This window comes from Qipengyuania sp. SM2507 (assembly GCF_053714505.1).
Genome location: NZ_CM132307.1, coordinates 1653571 through 1668488, shown reverse-complemented (window position 1 = coordinate 1668488; position 14918 = coordinate 1653571). Strand labels below are relative to the sequence as shown.

Below are 14918 nucleotides of genomic sequence, written 5' to 3'. Positions count from 1 at the left end.
AACTAATGGACTTCATATCGATCCTGTCGATCTTCGTGCTGGCCTGCTTCGTCGGCTATTACGTCGTCTGGTCGGTCACCCCTGCGCTGCACACGCCGCTGATGGCGGTGACCAACGCGATTTCCTCGGTAATCATCGTCGGCGCGCTGATCGCCGCGGCGGAGGCGGGGAGCCCGGCGGCCAAATGGCTGGGGCTCGCGGGCGTGGTGCTGGCGAGCGTCAACATCTTCGGCGGTTTCGCGGTCACCGAACGGATGCTGGCGATGTACAAGAAGAAGGAGAAGAAGTGATGGGCTTCTCCAATGCCGTCACCCCAGCGAAAGCTGGGGTCTTTTTCGGCTCGCGCCGGAGCTGGTGGACAGCGAGCCCAGCGTTCGCCGGGATGGCGATGTGGGCGGTTCCCGCGCATGCCGCGACCGGCGAGCCGGTGGACCCCTGGGTCGGCCTTGCCTATCTCGTCGCCGGCGTGTTCTTCATCCTTGCGCTGCGCGGGCTCTCCAACCCCGCCACCAGCCGCACCGGCAACCGCTTCGGCATGGCGGGCATGCTGATGGCGGTGGTGACGACGCTGGTGACGCATGATGTCGCCAATATCGTCGAAATCGCCATCGCCATCGCCATCGGCGGCGCGATCGGCTTTATCATCGCGCGCCGAATTGCCATGACCGCGATGCCAGAGCTGGTTGCGGCGTTTCACTCGTTGGTCGGCCTCGCCGCGGTGCTGGTGGGCTGGGCGGCTTGGCTCAATCCCAGCGCTTTTGGCATCGAGGCGCTCGTCGACGGGGCACTGGTCGTCAACGCGCCGGTCGTCGAGGCGACCTTGCAGCCGATATTGCTGATCGATTCGATCAGTCGGCTTGAAATGGCGCTCGGCGTGGCGATTGGTGCAATTACCTTTTCCGGTTCGGTCATCGCTTTTGCCAAGCTTTCGGGACGCATGAGCGGTGCGCCGATCCTGTTGCCCGCCCGGCATGTGATCAACCTCGGTACGTTGGTGCTGATCCTCGGGCTAACTGCCTATCTGACCCAGGTTCAGGAACCCTGGATTTTCATCACCATCACGCTCCTCGCCTTCCTCATCGGCTTCCTGCTGATCATTCCGATCGGCGGGGCGGACATGCCGGTGGTGATCTCGATGCTCAACTCCTATTCGGGCTGGGCGGCGGCGGCGATGGGGTTCACGCTGGGCAACACCGCGATGATCGTGACCGGGGCGCTGGTTGGCAGTTCCGGCGCGATCCTCAGCTATATCATGTGCCGCGCGATGAACCGCAGCTTCCTCTCGGTGATCGCGGGCGGGTTCGGCGGCAGCGATGCGACCTCGGACACGGGCGAACCGCGCGAGCAGCGACCCTACAAACAGGGCAGCGCCGCCGATGCCGCCTTCATGCTCGAGCAGGCCGAGAAGGTCATCATCATCCCCGGCTACGGCATGGCGGTGGCACAGGCGCAACACGCGCTGCGCGAGATGGCCGAGATGCTCAAGGAGAAGGGCGTCGAGGTCAAATACGCCATTCACCCGGTCGCTGGACGCATGCCCGGCCATATGAACGTGCTGCTGGCCGAGGCGAACGTCCCCTATGACGAGGTCTTCGAACTCGAGGACATCAATTCCGAATTCGCTCAGACCGATGTCGCCTTCATCATCGGCGCCAACGATGTGGTGAACCCCGCCGCCAAGACCGACAAGGGCTCGCCGATCTACGGCATGCCGGTGTTCGATGTCGGCAACGCCAAGCAGGTGTTTTTCATCAAGCGCAGCATGGGCGGGGTCGGCTATGCGGGGGTCGACAATGAAGTCTTCTACATGGACCAGACCATGATGCTGCTGTCCGATGCCAAGAAGATGGTCGAGGAAATCGTCAAGGCGATGGATTGATCGCCATGCGCCGTACGCTCATCGTCATCATTCTCATCGCGCTCGTCTGCCTCGGGTTGTGGGGCTATTTCGGCGGTGTCGAGGAAGTGACCGAACGCCGCGTCGAGGCGGCGCTGGTCGAGGCCGGGGTCCCGCAGGGGCAGGCCGGCTGCATGGCCTCGCGCATGACAGAGCGGCTGACGCTCAATCAGTTGCGCAAGCTCGAGGGCCTGAGCGCGCAGGAGGGCGAAACGCCCGTGCCGCTCTCGCCGGGTGAAGTGCTCTCGCGGGTGCGCCGGGTCGACGACCGCCAAGCGGTCGAGGTGATCGCCACCGCCGCCGCGATCTGCGCGCTGGGCTTTGGTGGAAGCGCGCAATAGGTCGCGCTTGCATTCCGTCTCCTGTGCGGCACTATGCCGAAAAAAGAGGGAGAGACTGCCATGATCCGCCTGACGATCGCCGCGCTCGCGCTGGCCTCCACCGCGCCGGTGCTGGCCGCCACCCACACCATCGCGCCGGGCGAGGGCGCGCAGGAGCGATTGCAGGAGGCGCTGATCCTCGCCCAACCGGGCGACGAGATCGTGCTCGAGGCAGGGCGCTTCGCCATGCTCGACGGGCTCAGCCTCGATGTCGACAATGTCACCATTCGCGGCGCCGGGATGCACGCCAGCGTGCTCGATTTCACGGGCCAGCAGGGCTCGGGCGAAGGACTGCTGGTTACCTCCGACGGGGTGACGCTGCGCGATTTCGGGGTCGAGAACCCCAAGGGCGACGGGATCAAATCCAAGGGCGCCGACGACATCGTCTACCACGCGGTGCGCGTCACCTGGACCGGCGGGCCCAAGGCGACCAACGGCGCCTACGGGCTCTATCCGGTCGAGAGCACCAACATATTGATCGACTCCAGCGAGGTTTCCGGCGCCTCGGATGCGGGCATCTATGTCGGGCAGTCGAGCAGGATCACCGTGCGCAATTCGGTCGCGACCGACAATGTCGCCGGGATCGAGATCGAGAACAGCCGCGATGCCATCGTCGAGCGCAATTTCGTCAGCCGCAACACGGGCGGGATCCTGGTGTTCGACCTGCCCGACCTTCCGGTAATGGGCGGCGGCAATGTGCTGGTGCGCAACAATCTCGTCGCCGCCAACACCACCCCCAATTTCGCGCCCCCAGGCAATATCGTCGCCGGCGTTCGGCGCGGCACCGGCATCATGGTGATGGCCAATGAGAACGTCTGGATCGGTCAGAACCTGCTCTACAACAACCCGACAGCGCCGATCATGGTGATCGCCTATCCGCTTGCTTTCGACGATCCCGAGTACAATCCCTATCCGCGGGCCGTCACGGTGGAGTGGAACCAGGTCGACGAGGGCGGCAAGGATCCGCAGATCGACGGTGCGGCGCAATTGCTCGCCGCTTTCGGCGGCGCGCTGCCGCCGGTGATGTGGGACGGGCTGGTCGGCGATCCGGAGTCGATCGCGCTGACCGTTCACCCCGATATCGCGGGCTGGACGCTCAACCTGACCGAGCAGGGCAAGGGCATGGCGGGTGCCCGTCCCGCGCCGCTCGATGTCGGCGTGCCCGGCGGACAGATTGCGATCGAGGGCTGGGGGGCAGGTGCGGAGCTGGAAGCGCGGCTCAAGTGAAACACGCGGCGATCCTGCTCGGCGCTGCCGTGCTGGCGCTCGGCGGAAGCATCGCGGCGTACCCGGGTCTCGGCGCAACCGAACCGGTCGATACCGTGAGCGACGCCGCGGTGATGGATGGTTTCCCCGCCACGCTTGCCGATTATGGCTTCTTCTCCGACCCGGCGAAGCAGCAACCCGCCGCGGGGGTCACGCCCTATCGGCTCAACACGCCGCTCTATTCGGACGGCGCGGACAAGCTGCGATTCGTCTATTTGCCGCAAGGCCAGCGGCCCACCGCCGACGGCGAGGGGCTGCTGCGTTTCCCGGTAGGTTCGGCGCTGATCAAGACCTTCGCTTTTGGCGAAGGCGCGGAGCGGCGCCTGATCGAGACCCGCGTGTTGCTCCACCGGGCGGAAGGATGGGAGGCGCTGCCTTATCTCTGGAACGACGAGCAGACCGAAGCGGTGCTGGCGCTGGTGGGCGGGCGCACCCAGGTGGTGACCCCCGAGGGAGAGGCGATCAGTTACCGCATCCCCAACAAGAACCAGTGCAAGGAATGCCACGGGCTAGAAGGTGCGGTGGTGCCGATCGGTCCCAAGGCCCGCAACATGGCGGCAGGATGGCTCAAGGCGGTGGTGGGCAGCGTGCCAGCGGGAGCGGACACCATGCCGCGCTGGGAAGCCCGCGCGCAGGTTCCGGTCGAAGCGGCGGCGCGCGCCTATCTCGACGTTAATTGTGCGCATTGCCACCGCCGCGGGGCGACCGCCTCCAACAGCGGGCTCGACCTGCGCTGGGAGCAGCGCGATCCGCAGGCCTTCGGGGTGTTCAAGCGCCCGGTGGCGGCGGGTCGCGGTTCGGGCGGGCTTGAATTCGGGATCGTCCCCGGCGAGCCGCACGCGTCGATCATGGTCCATCGGATGGACAGCACCGAAACCGGCGTCGCGATGCCGGAACTGGGCAAGGCAACCGTGGACAGTGAGGGGCTCGGCGTGGTCGCGCGCTGGATCGAGGGGATGGCGAAATGAAATGGTTCTGGCGCGGGCTCGCGCTGCTGGTCGTAGTCATCGCGGCGGCGTTTTTGGTGTTCCGCGTTCCCGATACCGACCCTGAGGCAATGCGCGCGAAATACGGCGGGCCGCCATCGCAATTCGTCGAACTGGCCGACGGACGAAGCGTCCATCTCCGCGACGAAGGGCCGCGCGATGCGCCGGTCGTCATGCTGCTCCACGGCTCAAATGCCGATCTGCACACCTGGCAACCCTGGGCCGTGGATCTGCGCGGCGACTACCGCGTGATCCGCTACGACCAGCGCGGCCACGGCCTCACCGGCCCGGCGGCCGATGGCGATTACCGGCGGGAAGCCTTTATCGCGGATGTGGATCTGGTGGCCGACGCTCTGGGGCTCGAAGGCTTCGTTCTGGGGGGCAATTCGATGGGTGGCGCGATCGCGATGGGTTACGCCATCGCCCATCCCGAACGGCTCGAAGGGCTGGTGCTGGTGGATGCCAGCGGCGTTCCGATGAACCATAGGAGCGAAAACGCCTCCGCCGACGAGAGCGAAGACGAGGGCGGCGGCAATATCCTCTTCACGCTGGCACGGCTCCCCGGGATCAATGCGCTGGTCGCCTCGATCACCCCGCGCGCGCTGATCGAGCAGAGCCTGTCGCAAAGCGTTTCCAACCAGGCGGTGGTCACGCCCGAGGCGGTGGACCGCTATTGGGAGCTGCTTCGCTATCCCGGCAATCGCACCGCGACGCTGGATCGCTTCGCCATCCCTCGAGAGGAATATGCGCGTGCGGATGTGACGCGGGTGACCGTGCCGACGCTGGTGATGTGGGGCGAGGAGGACGCGCTGATCCCCTTCACCGCGGCTGGGTGGTACATGGGCGCTCTGCCCAATGCCGAGCTGGTGCACTATCCCGGGATCGGCCATCTGCCCATGGAAGAGGCACCAGAACGCAGCGTGGCGGATCTGCGCGAATTTCTCGCAAGGATCCCCCTCGGCGAGACGGCGCAAGCCGCTGTGGATAGAGCTGCGCCACCCCTTGCCGGAACTCGCTGAAACCATAGCCGTTCACTCCTCGTAGCATGAGGGGTGGGTACGCAGGCCCGCACGAAATCGAATACAATCAGGAAGGGCGGGCAGTTTGCGAAAACTTGGGCTGATAGGGGGCATGAGCTGGGTTTCGACCCGCGCCTATTACGAACGGATCAACCGTCATATCCAGCAGGCCCGCACTCAGTGCGACAGCGCGCCGCTGCTGATCGAAAGCCTCGAATACGGGCCGCTCTACGCCCTGCGCGAGGAAGACGCATGGGACGAAGCCGCCAAAACGCTGATCGACAGCGCGCGGCGGCTAGAGCAGGCGGGCGCGGGCGCCATCGTCATCGCCGCCAACTCGATGCATCGCGTCTATGACCGCATCGCCGAGGCGGTGGATATCGAGATCATCCATATCGCCGATACGGTGGGCCAGGCATTGGCCGATGCCAAGATCGAGGATGCGGTGCTGATCGGCACCCGCAATGTCATGACCGAGAGCTTCTTTCGCCAACGCATCGTCAAGCACGGGGTCAATCTGATCGCCCCCGAGGAAGACGATGTCGAAATGGTCGATTCGATCATCTACAAGGAGCTGATGCTGGGCAAGGTGACCCGCGATGCCGAACGCGCACTGAAGACCATCATTACCCGCAAGGAACAGCGCGGCGCCGATGCCATCGTGCTCGCCTGCACGGAGCTGGGGCTGGTGGTCGACACCGATGCCAATGTCCTGCCGGTGTTCGACACCACCGACACCCATTGCCGCGCCGCGGCGGACTGGATCATGGCGGAGTGAGCGCTGCGCCGGGCGGCGTCTGGGGCCGTTGTGCACAACACCTCGGCTGAGTTGCCACTCTGTTCCCGTTGAGCCCGAGGCGCAGCTGCCATACTCGCGTCAGGCAATGACACTTGCCCGCTACGCCGCCGATCCCGCGCAATCGCGCGGTCGCGAATTCTCGCAGGAAAGCGGCACGCGCGGGCCGCGCAGCGCCTTCCAGCGCGATCGCGACCGGATCATCCATTCGATGGCCTTCCGCCGGCTGCGTTCCAAGACGCAGGTCTTCATCTCGCCGGATAGCGATTACTACCGCACCCGGCTGACCCACAGCCTCGAGGTGGCGCAGATCGGAAGGGTGATCGCGCGGTTGCTCGGGCTGGAGGAGGACCTCACCGAGGGCCTGTGCCTCGCGCACGACATCGGCCATCCGCCCTTCGGCCATGCCGGCGAGAAGGCCTTGTCCGAGGACATGGTCGCTGCCGGGGGCTACGATCACAACGCCCATGGCATCCGCGTGCTGGCGCGGCTCGAGAGCCCCTATTGCAGCCATGACGGGCTCAATTTGACCTGGGAAACGCTCGAGGGGATGGCCAAGCACAACGGCCCGGTCGCCGCCCCCAATTGGGCGCTGGCCGAGGTCGATGCCGCTTTTCCGCTAGGGCTGGAGCAATGGCCCTCGCTCGAGGCGCAGGTCGCCAATGTCGCCGACGACATCGCCTATGACAATCACGACATCGACGACGGACTGCGCAGTGGCTTTCTCGACCTCGACGATCTGCTGACGCTCGATTTCGTCGCCGAGCGCTGGCGCGGGGTGGAGCGCCGCTTCCCCCATGCGGAGCACGACCGCAAGCTGCGCGAGCTGGTCCGCGACCAGATCGGCGCGATGGTAAACGATGTGGTCGCCGAGACCGAAGGGCGGGTGAAGGACCTGCGCAGCATCGAGGAGGTGCGCGATGCTGACGGACCGCTTGCCGGCTTCTCCCCCGCGATGGCGCAGCACGAACGACGGCTCAAAGCCTTCATGTACGACAAGCTCTATTACCATCCCGAGCAGCAGGTCACCGCCGATCGCGCGCGCGAAGTGATCGCCAGCCTGTTTGCCGCCTATCGCGACGATCCCGCCGCGCTCCCGCGCGACCGCCACGCGATGCTGTCTGCGCAGGAACCGCAGCGCGCGCGAGATATCGCCGATTTCATCGCCGGGATGACCGACCGCTTCGCCATCGACGAATACACGCGGCTCCATGGCAAGATTCCCGAGGGCTTGCGCAATGTCTGAGGCGATCCGCGTCGCGCTGGTCGGGGCGACCGGATTGATTGGGCGCGAGGTGATCCGCGCCTGTGTCGGGCGCGAGGATGTCCGGCTGGCGGCGGTGGCGCGGCGGGAGATGCCACTGCCGAATGGCGCGCGGATGGAACTGTTCATCGCCGATCCCGGGCATTGGGGCGAGGTGTTCGAGGCGCTGCGCCCCAAGGTGCTGATTTGCGCGCTGGGGACGACCTGGAAGCAGGCGGGCGAGGACGAAGCGGCGTTTCGCGCCGTGGACGAGGAACTGGTGCTCGCCACCGCGCGCGCCGCCCATGCGCAGGGGGTCGAGCGGATGGTTATGATCAGTTCGGTCGGTGCGGATCCCTATGCGAAAAACTTCTACCTCAGGGTCAAGGGCGAGGTCGAGCGCGAGCTGGGCAAGATCGGCTTCCACCGGCTCGATATATTGCGCCCCGGGTTGCTCCGCGGCCAGCGCGGTGGCGACCGCCGCCCGGCCGAGCGGATCGGCATCGCGCTGAGCCCGCTCTTCAATATGGCGCTGCACGGGAAATACCGCCGCTATCGCGCGATCGACGCCAGCGAGGTCGCAAGCGCCGCGCTGGCGCTGGCGCGCAAGCCCACCCGCGCGAAGCTGGTCCACGAACACGATGCGCTGCGCCGCGAAGCGCGCGGCCTGCCGATGCCTGCCGAGGGAGACGCCTGACATGGCCTGGGATGCGATTTTCGGTGCCGCCAACATGCTCGCACTGGTGATGTGGGTCGGTTTGATCCTGCTGCCGCGCTGGCCCGCGCTGCTTTCGGCGGCGCTCTATCTCGGTGTCGGGCTGCTGTGCCTCGCCTATGCGAGCCTGCTGATCGGGATCGTATCGGGGGGAATCGATCCGGTCGGCGGGCAGTCGCCATCGATGGATTTCACCACCATTGAGGGCATCCGCGCGATCTTTGCCAGCGACGGCGGGGTGACGGTCGGCTGGATTCACTACCTTGCCTTCGACCTCTTCGTTGGGCTGTGGATTGCGCGCGATGCCGACGCCAAGCGCTTCTCGCGGCTGGTTCAGGCACCGATCCTGCTGGCGACCTTCCTCGCCGGGCCGCTCGGCCTGCTGCTGTGGCTGGCGATCCGCGAGGGAAGGGCAAAAGCGCTGGGGCGCTGGCGCTGAGGCGCCGGCGTCGAGAGGGGGGCGTCGAGAGGGCTGGACTTGCCGCCACCAGCGGGCATGATGCCCCGCGAGCCGTCCGGATCGAGACGGCACCGGGAGAATGCCATGGGCGATCCGTCCACGATGCTGAGTTTCGACGAATACATCCGCCACTGGGCCGCTACCAAGCCGGACGCCGTGGCGCTGGAGGAGGGCGATCAGCGAGCCACATTCGCCGAGCTCGACCGCCGCACCGCGCAAATCGTCGCACTGCTGCGCCAGCTCGGGGTTGACCCGGGCGACCGGATTGCCTGGCTGGGTAAGAATTCGAAGCTCTATTTCGAACTGTTCTACGCCACCGCGCGCTATGGCGCGGTGATGGTGCCGATCGGCTGGCGCCTCGCCGCGCCAGAGGTGGCTTATATCCTCGAGGATACAGGCGCGAAAATCCTCTTCACCGGTGCGGGTCTTCGCGAGGCGGCGGCCAGCGCCTGCGCCCAGCTCGACACGCCGCCGCAAGTGGTCGGTTGCGACGAAGCATGCGCCGCCATCGATGCTGCCGAACCTGCCGGGTTCACTCCCGCCGCACCCGACGAACCGGTTCTCCAGCTTTACACCAGCGGCACCACCGGCAATCCCAAGGGCGCGGTGCTTTCGAACTCCAACCTGTTCGCCTTGCGCCAGCCGGGCGAGCGCGCCGGGCTCGACTGGGCGGTTTGGGAGGAGGACGAGGCGATCCTGATCGCCATGCCCTGCGCGCATATCGGTGGCACCGGGCTGGGGGTGATGGCAATCGGCGCGGGCGCACGGGCGATCGTCCAGAGCGAATTCACCCCCGAGGGCGTGCTCGAGGCCTTCGAACAGGGCGCGACGCGGATGTTCATCGTCCCCGCCGCGCTGCAGATGGTGGTCCAGCACCCGCGCGCCAGGACGACCGATTTCTCAGGCGTCAAATACGTGTTCTACGGTGCCGCACCGATCCCGCTCGACCTGCTGCGCGAGGCGGTGCGGACGATCCCCAGCGCCGGCTTTATCCAGTGCTACGGCATGACCGAGACCACGGGCACAGTCGCAGTGCTTCCGCCCAAGGATCATGATCTGGCGGGCAACGAGCGGATGCGCTCGGCGGGGCACGCGGTGCCGGGGACGCAGCTCAAGATCGTCGGCGAGGACGGGGCAGAGCTGCCATGCGGGCAGGTGGGCGAGCTCGCGGTTAAATCGCCTTCCAACATGCTCGGCTACTGGAACCTGCCGCAGGCGACGCGCGAGGCGCTGCAGGACGGCTGGATGCACACCGGCGACGCCGCCTATATGGACGCGGACGGCTATGTCTTCATCCAGGACCGGATCAAGGATATGATCATCACCGGGGGCGAGAACGTCTATCCCGCGCAGGTCGAGAGCGCGATCTACGGCCATCCCGCGGTCGCCGAGGTGGCGGTGATCGGCGTGCCCGATGCGCAATGGGGCGAGGCGGTGAAGGCCTGCGTGGTGCCCAAGGCTGGCGAGCAGGTCGATCCCGAGGCGATCATCGCCTGGACGCGCGAGCGGCTGGCGGGGTTCAAGGTCCCCAAGTCGATCGATGTGATCCCCGCGCTGCCGCGCAACCAGTCGGGCAAGATCCTGCGCCGCGAATTGCGCGCCCCCTATTGGGCAGGGCGCGACCGGCTGGTGAATTGAGCGCGCCCGTGAAACGCCACGCCCCCGCCACCCAGCGCAACGCCGGCCCGATCGCCGACATGCTGGCGCGCGAACTGCCCGCCACCGGCGTGGTGCTCGAAGTGGCGAGCGGGACGGGCGAGCACGCGGTCTTCATGGCGCGGCGGTTTCCGCAAATCACTTGGCAGCCAAGCGATCTGGATGTCGAGGCGCTGGCCTCGATCGATGCCTATGCCGCAGAGGCCGGGCTGGCGAACCTGCTCCCGGCGGTGGTGTTCGACGCTGCGCGCGGCGAACCGCCGATCGCAAAGGCGGATGCGCTGGTGTGCATCAACATGCACCCTGATAGTAATGATTCAGGTAAATCAATAACTTACGATGCCTGCGTGTGCGTAAACATGGTTCATATCAGCGAGTGGGCCGCGACTGTGGGATTATTCAGCACTTGTGCGACGCTTCTGGCCGATGGCGCTCCGCTTGTCCTGTACGGCCCGTATATCGAGGATGAAGTCGAAACAGCAGCGTCAAATCTAGAATTCGACCGCTCCCTAAAAGCGCGAAATCCCGAGTGGGGTCTGCGGAACGTAACTGACATGGATCGTCTTGCTGACCAATGGGGGTTCTGCCGCACCCGGCGAGTGGAGATGCCAGCCAACAATTTGGCGTTGGTTTACCGGGCACGTGGGGCAGAGGCTGATACCAGCGTATGACCGCTTTCAACCTGGTTCAGAAAAAAGCAGACAGTCAGGAAACGACCCACTTGCAGACATTCGCGGCGAGTATAAGCTTATGCCGTGAAGCGCCAAATTATCATCACAGCGGTTTTCGCTGCCGGTCTAGGCGGATGGGTAGGCTGGGAAGTTCGCAGCTTCCTCGCGATCGACAGTTGTCTCGACGCTGGCGGGCGGTGGCAGTATCAGGGCGATCATTGTGAAGGTGTCCGTCTGGAATAGCCAAGGTCCGGTTCCCACCCCAAAATCAGACAATCACTGCGTGTCGAGCGATACCTGAAAGCTGACGCGGAAATCACTTGGCTTGATGAACATGGTCCATATCAGCCCATGAGAAGCGACATCGGGCCTGTTCCGCGCTGCCGCTGCTCTGCTCCAGCGTTGCTCGCCGCTGCTGCCCTACGGCCCCGAAATCGAGGACGATGTCGAAACCGTTTTGTCGAATGTTGAATTCGACCAATCGCTGAGGGAGCGTGATGCCCAATGGGGTTTGCGCAGTGTTGCGCAGATGGACCTCGTTGCCGTCGAGTACGGGCTCGCACGAACCATGCTTGTCGCGATGCCGGCGAACAATCTTGTGCTGGTCTATCGCAAGCGGCGGGCCAAGCCATAAGAAAACGCCCGTCGGCACAGGGCTGACGGGCGCTTCATTGATGCAAATTTGGCGGCGGGCTCAAATGGCCCGGTCGCCCGCTTCGCCGACGGATTCGATGTCGTTGCCGAGGCCCTTGATCGTGTTGCAGGCCGTCGCGGAGAGCGACAGGGCGGTGAGCCCGAGGGCGATGAGAAGTTTGCGAACCATGAATAAGTCCTTTCGGATAGTTTTCGAATAGCGTCTTACGAAGCAAAACGGTCGGACAATCGTCGGGTTCCCGCGGACTGTTTGCGGCGCAGCGCTTTGCAACCGGTCCGCAGCGCGCCATATCGCGCGACGATGAAGCTGCCCGATGCCCTCCTCTTTGCCAGCGATGCCGAGATTCTCGCCTTTGTCGGAGTGGTGCTGCTCATCCTCGCGGGCTTTGCATCGCTGATGGAGCGCCGGAGGATGAAGCGCGTTGCGCTCAACCAGGTAGGCTGGATGCCGTGGACTGCCATATTTCTGACGCTGGCGATCATCGGTGGCGGGCTACTTTCGGTTGCCGTTCCCGTTATCCTGACCGCCTAGGCTCCCTCAGAGGCAGGCTTCCAGATAGGCCTGGTCGAAGCCGAACTGGCGCGCCTTCTCGAGCGTGTAGGGGCGCAGGCCCGACGAGCGGAACTCGCCCATGATCTTTCCGTCCTCGCCCTCGTCGAGATATTCGAACTTGAACAGTTCCTGCGTCACGATCACGTCGCCCTCCATCCCGATCACCTCGGTGACGTTGGTGGTGCGGCGCGAGCCGTCGCGCAGTCGCTTGACCTGAACGATCAGATCGACGCTCTCCGCGATCTGGCGGCTGATCGCCTCCTTGGGGATCTTGATGTCGCCCATCAGGATCATGTTTTCCATCCGTCCCAGCGCCTCGCGCGGGGAGTTGGCGTGGAGCGTGCACATCGAGCCGTCGTGACCGGTGTTCATCGCGGCGAGCAGATCGAAGCACTCAGCGCCGCGGATTTCGCCCAGGATGATCCGGTCGGGGCGCATACGCAGCGCGTTCTTGACCAGATCGCCGATGGTGATCGCGCCCTGACCCTCGAGGTTGGGCGGGCGGGTTTCGAGCGGCAGCCAGTGCGGCTGCTGCAACCGGAGTTCGGCGGCATCCTCGATCGTCAGCACGCGCTCGCCCGGGTCGATCATCTTCGACATGGCGTTGAGCATCGTGGTCTTGCCAGAGCCGGTACCGCCCGAGATCACGACGTTCATCCGGCAGGCACCGGCGATCTTCAGTGCGGTGCACATCTTCTCGCTCATCGAGCCGAAGCCCTTGAGCATGTCGAGAGTGATCGGCTTCTCGGAGAATTTACGAATCGAGATCGCAGTGCCGCGCAGGCTCAGGGGCGGGACGATGACGTTGACGCGACTGCCGTCCTTGAGACGGGCGTCGGCGAGCGGAGTGGTCTGGTCGACGCGGCGGCCGACCTGATTGACGATCCGCTGCGCGATCTGGAACAGGTGCTGTTCGTCGCGGAAGCGGATCGGCGCCATGATCAGCTTGCCGCCCTTTTCGATATAGGTCTGATCGGGGCCGTTGACCATGATATCCGAAATTTCGGGGTCGTTGAGCAACTCCTCGAGCGGACCGAAGCCGAGCAGCTCGTCGACCAGCACCTTTTCCAGCGCGAATTGCTCGCGCCGATTGAGCGTGACCTTGAGCTCGGCAAGCACTTCGAGGATGATCGGGCGGAACTCCTCGGACAATTCGTCCTTGGTCAGCGTGGCCGCGGCCTCGGGGTCGACGCGTTCGAGGAGGCGCGGGAGCACCTGTTCCTTGATCTTGTGGACGCTGGCTTCGAAGCCACCGATATCGGCTTCGCTGGCGTGAACCGTGTTTGCGCGGTCCGAGAGCCGCGCCATCGCGGCGTTGGACTGAGCATTGCCGCCGCCACCGGGGGAGGGGACATCCTCATCGGGCAGCGGAGGAAACTGGTCGCCGGCGTCCTCGGTTTCGGACGGGGCTTGCGAGGGTGTGGGCGTGCCGCCGCGCATGGGTTTGGCCACGCCGAACTGCGGACGCGCACCGGAATTCATTCCTCCCGGGCCATTCTTCCGTCCGAATGCGCTCATTAACTTGAACCCCTGCGGTAAGTCGTCATAGGTCGAGCCCGTCCCTGCGCTGAGGTGGAGAATGGCTCCTTGAGAGGCTTGGTGAATAAGTCGGAAAGCTTGATTTTTCCCTAATTTCACGGCCATGCGCCAATCTGGACCCGCGGCATTGCGCGGCAAGCCGCTATGGCCCGACGTCCTTCCTCCCGTTCGACAGGATCTATCATCACCATGCAGCAGGACGATCGCAGCGGATTGCTTCTGGCGCTGAGCGGCTTCGCACTGCTGTCGGTAGGCGATGCGATTATCAAGACCATGGCCGGGCAATGGTCGCCGCTGGCGGTGGCCGCGCTACGTTTCGCAATCGGCGCGACGGCGCTCTCGGCGCTGCTGCTGGTGACCGAAGGCCCGGCCGCCTTCCGTCCGCGCAAGCCCTGGCTGCAGGTCGGGCGCGGCGCGTGCCTGGCGGGGGCGACGCTGTGCTTCTTCTCGGCGATCTTCGTCATGCCGCTCGCCGATGCGATGGCGATCGCCTTCGTCTCGCCGATCTTCGTGGCGCTGTTCAGCGGTCCGCTGCTGGGCGAAAAGGTCCGCCCGGTGGTGTGGCTGGTCTCGGTGGTGGCGCTGGGCGGGGTGGCGCTGATACTGCGCCCCAATCTCGCCGAGCTGGGCATCGTGGCGCTCCTGCCGCTGGCTTCGGCCTTCTTCTTCGCACTGATGGTGGTGGCCAATCGCTCGAGCGCCGGCCAGGGCAGCGCGCTCTCGATGCAGGCCTTTATCGCGCTGTGGGCGACACCCTTTCTCGTCGTCGCCGCGCTGATCGGCGATCGCAGTTCGCTGGCTTCGCTGGAGATCGGAACACCCGACTGGACGGTGGTGGCGCGCTGCGCGCTGGTCGCGGTCACTGCCAGCGGCGCGCACTGGATGGCCTACATGGGCACGATGCGGGCCGGGGCCTCGACCATCGCGCCGACCACCTATGTCCAGATCATCGTCGCCACCACGCTGGGTTATCTCGTCTTCGGCGACGTGCCCGATCCCCCCACGCTGGCGGGCGCGGCGATCGTGGTCGGGGCAGGGCTGTTCCTGTGGTGGAGTACGCCCAGAAGGGCGAAGTAATTGCGT

The 14918-nt window shown here is 65.2% G+C and carries 17 protein-coding genes; 14 read left to right on the top strand and 3 right to left on the bottom strand.

Annotated elements, in window-relative coordinates:
• Nucleotides 1–5: 5 nt before the first annotated feature.
• From ACWIKC_RS08110 to ACWIKC_RS08055, 12 genes are all read left to right on the top strand, one after another.
• Nucleotides 6–290 (top strand): NAD(P) transhydrogenase subunit alpha, encoded by a 285-nt coding sequence (locus ACWIKC_RS08110; protein ID WP_047806364.1) that lies wholly within the window; start codon nucleotides 6–8, stop codon nucleotides 288–290.
• A 98-nt stretch (nucleotides 291–388) separates the two neighbouring features.
• Nucleotides 389–1879, top strand: a complete 1491-nt coding sequence (locus ACWIKC_RS08105; RefSeq protein ID WP_454599467.1) for an NAD(P)(+) transhydrogenase (Re/Si-specific) subunit beta — start codon at nucleotides 389–391, stop codon at nucleotides 1877–1879.
• A 5-nt stretch (nucleotides 1880–1884) separates the two neighbouring features.
• Nucleotides 1885–2238, top strand: coding sequence for a hypothetical protein (locus tag ACWIKC_RS08100; RefSeq protein ID WP_454597004.1), 354 nt, complete (start codon nucleotides 1885–1887; stop codon nucleotides 2236–2238).
• 60 nt (nucleotides 2239–2298) lie between these two features.
• The gene (locus ACWIKC_RS08095) at nucleotides 2299–3504 is read left to right on the top strand and encodes a parallel beta-helix domain-containing protein (RefSeq protein ID WP_454597003.1); all 1206 of its coding nucleotides are present in this window, start codon (nucleotides 2299–2301) and stop codon (nucleotides 3502–3504) included.
• On the top strand, nucleotides 3501–4511 hold the full coding sequence (locus ACWIKC_RS08090) for an SO2930 family diheme c-type cytochrome (RefSeq protein ID WP_454597002.1): 1011 nt from the start codon (nucleotides 3501–3503) through the stop codon (nucleotides 4509–4511). Before ACWIKC_RS08095 ends, ACWIKC_RS08090 begins: the two co-directional genes overlap by 4 nt.
• On the top strand, nucleotides 4508–5548 hold the full coding sequence (locus ACWIKC_RS08085) for an alpha/beta fold hydrolase (RefSeq protein WP_454597001.1): 1041 nt from the start codon (nucleotides 4508–4510) through the stop codon (nucleotides 5546–5548). Before ACWIKC_RS08090 ends, ACWIKC_RS08085 begins: the two co-directional genes overlap by 4 nt.
• A gap of 112 nt (nucleotides 5549–5660) precedes the next feature.
• Nucleotides 5661–6326 (top strand): aspartate/glutamate racemase family protein, encoded by a 666-nt coding sequence (locus ACWIKC_RS08080; RefSeq protein ID WP_454597000.1) that lies wholly within the window; start codon nucleotides 5661–5663, stop codon nucleotides 6324–6326.
• A 106-nt stretch (nucleotides 6327–6432) separates the two neighbouring features.
• The gene (locus ACWIKC_RS08075; protein ID WP_454596999.1) at nucleotides 6433–7590 is read left to right on the top strand and encodes a deoxyguanosinetriphosphate triphosphohydrolase; all 1158 of its coding nucleotides are present in this window, start codon (nucleotides 6433–6435) and stop codon (nucleotides 7588–7590) included.
• A complete protein-coding gene (locus ACWIKC_RS08070; protein WP_454596998.1) occupies nucleotides 7583–8284 on the top strand; it encodes an NAD(P)H-binding protein in 702 nt (233 codons plus the stop codon). The genes ACWIKC_RS08075 and ACWIKC_RS08070 overlap by 8 nt, the downstream gene beginning before the upstream one ends.
• 1 nt (nucleotide 8285) lies before the next feature.
• Nucleotides 8286–8741 carry an ABA4-like family protein gene (locus ACWIKC_RS08065; RefSeq protein WP_454596997.1) on the top strand — a complete coding sequence of 152 codons (456 nt, stop codon included), beginning with the start codon at nucleotides 8286–8288 and terminating at the stop codon, nucleotides 8739–8741.
• Nucleotides 8742–8846: 105 nt separating this feature from the next.
• The gene (locus tag ACWIKC_RS08060; protein WP_454596996.1) at nucleotides 8847–10400 is read left to right on the top strand and encodes a fatty acid--CoA ligase; all 1554 of its coding nucleotides are present in this window, start codon (nucleotides 8847–8849) and stop codon (nucleotides 10398–10400) included.
• Nucleotides 10401–10408: 8 nt separating this feature from the next.
• Complete coding sequence (locus ACWIKC_RS08055; protein WP_454596995.1) at nucleotides 10409–11089, top strand: DUF938 domain-containing protein; 681 nt, start codon at nucleotides 10409–10411, stop codon at nucleotides 11087–11089.
• Between the two features lie 316 nt (nucleotides 11090–11405).
• Here the strand turns inward: ACWIKC_RS08055 and ACWIKC_RS08050 are convergent, their stop codons facing one another.
• Together ACWIKC_RS08050 and ACWIKC_RS08045 are read right to left on the bottom strand one after the other, a co-directional pair.
• Complete coding sequence (locus ACWIKC_RS08050; RefSeq protein ID WP_454596994.1) at nucleotides 11406–11741, bottom strand: hypothetical protein; 336 nt, start codon at nucleotides 11739–11741, stop codon at nucleotides 11406–11408.
• 42 nt (nucleotides 11742–11783) lie between these two features.
• The gene (locus ACWIKC_RS08045; RefSeq protein ID WP_454596993.1) at nucleotides 11784–11912 is read right to left on the bottom strand and encodes an entericidin A/B family lipoprotein; all 129 of its coding nucleotides are present in this window, start codon (nucleotides 11910–11912) and stop codon (nucleotides 11784–11786) included.
• A 132-nt stretch (nucleotides 11913–12044) separates the two neighbouring features.
• Between ACWIKC_RS08045 and ACWIKC_RS08040 the strand changes: the two genes are divergently transcribed.
• Nucleotides 12045–12275, top strand: coding sequence for a hypothetical protein (locus ACWIKC_RS08040; RefSeq protein ID WP_454596992.1), 231 nt, complete (start codon nucleotides 12045–12047; stop codon nucleotides 12273–12275).
• A gap of 6 nt (nucleotides 12276–12281) precedes the next feature.
• Here ACWIKC_RS08040 and ACWIKC_RS08035 read toward each other — a convergent pair whose 3' ends face one another.
• Nucleotides 12282–13814 carry a CpaF family protein gene (locus ACWIKC_RS08035; RefSeq protein WP_454596991.1) on the bottom strand — a complete coding sequence of 511 codons (1533 nt, stop codon included), beginning with the start codon at nucleotides 13812–13814 and terminating at the stop codon, nucleotides 12282–12284.
• A gap of 210 nt (nucleotides 13815–14024) precedes the next feature.
• On the opposite strand from ACWIKC_RS08035, the gene ACWIKC_RS08030 reads away from it, so the two are divergent.
• A complete protein-coding gene (locus ACWIKC_RS08030; protein WP_454596990.1) occupies nucleotides 14025–14912 on the top strand; it encodes a DMT family transporter in 888 nt (295 codons plus the stop codon).
• Nucleotides 14913–14918: the final 6 nt, after the last annotated feature.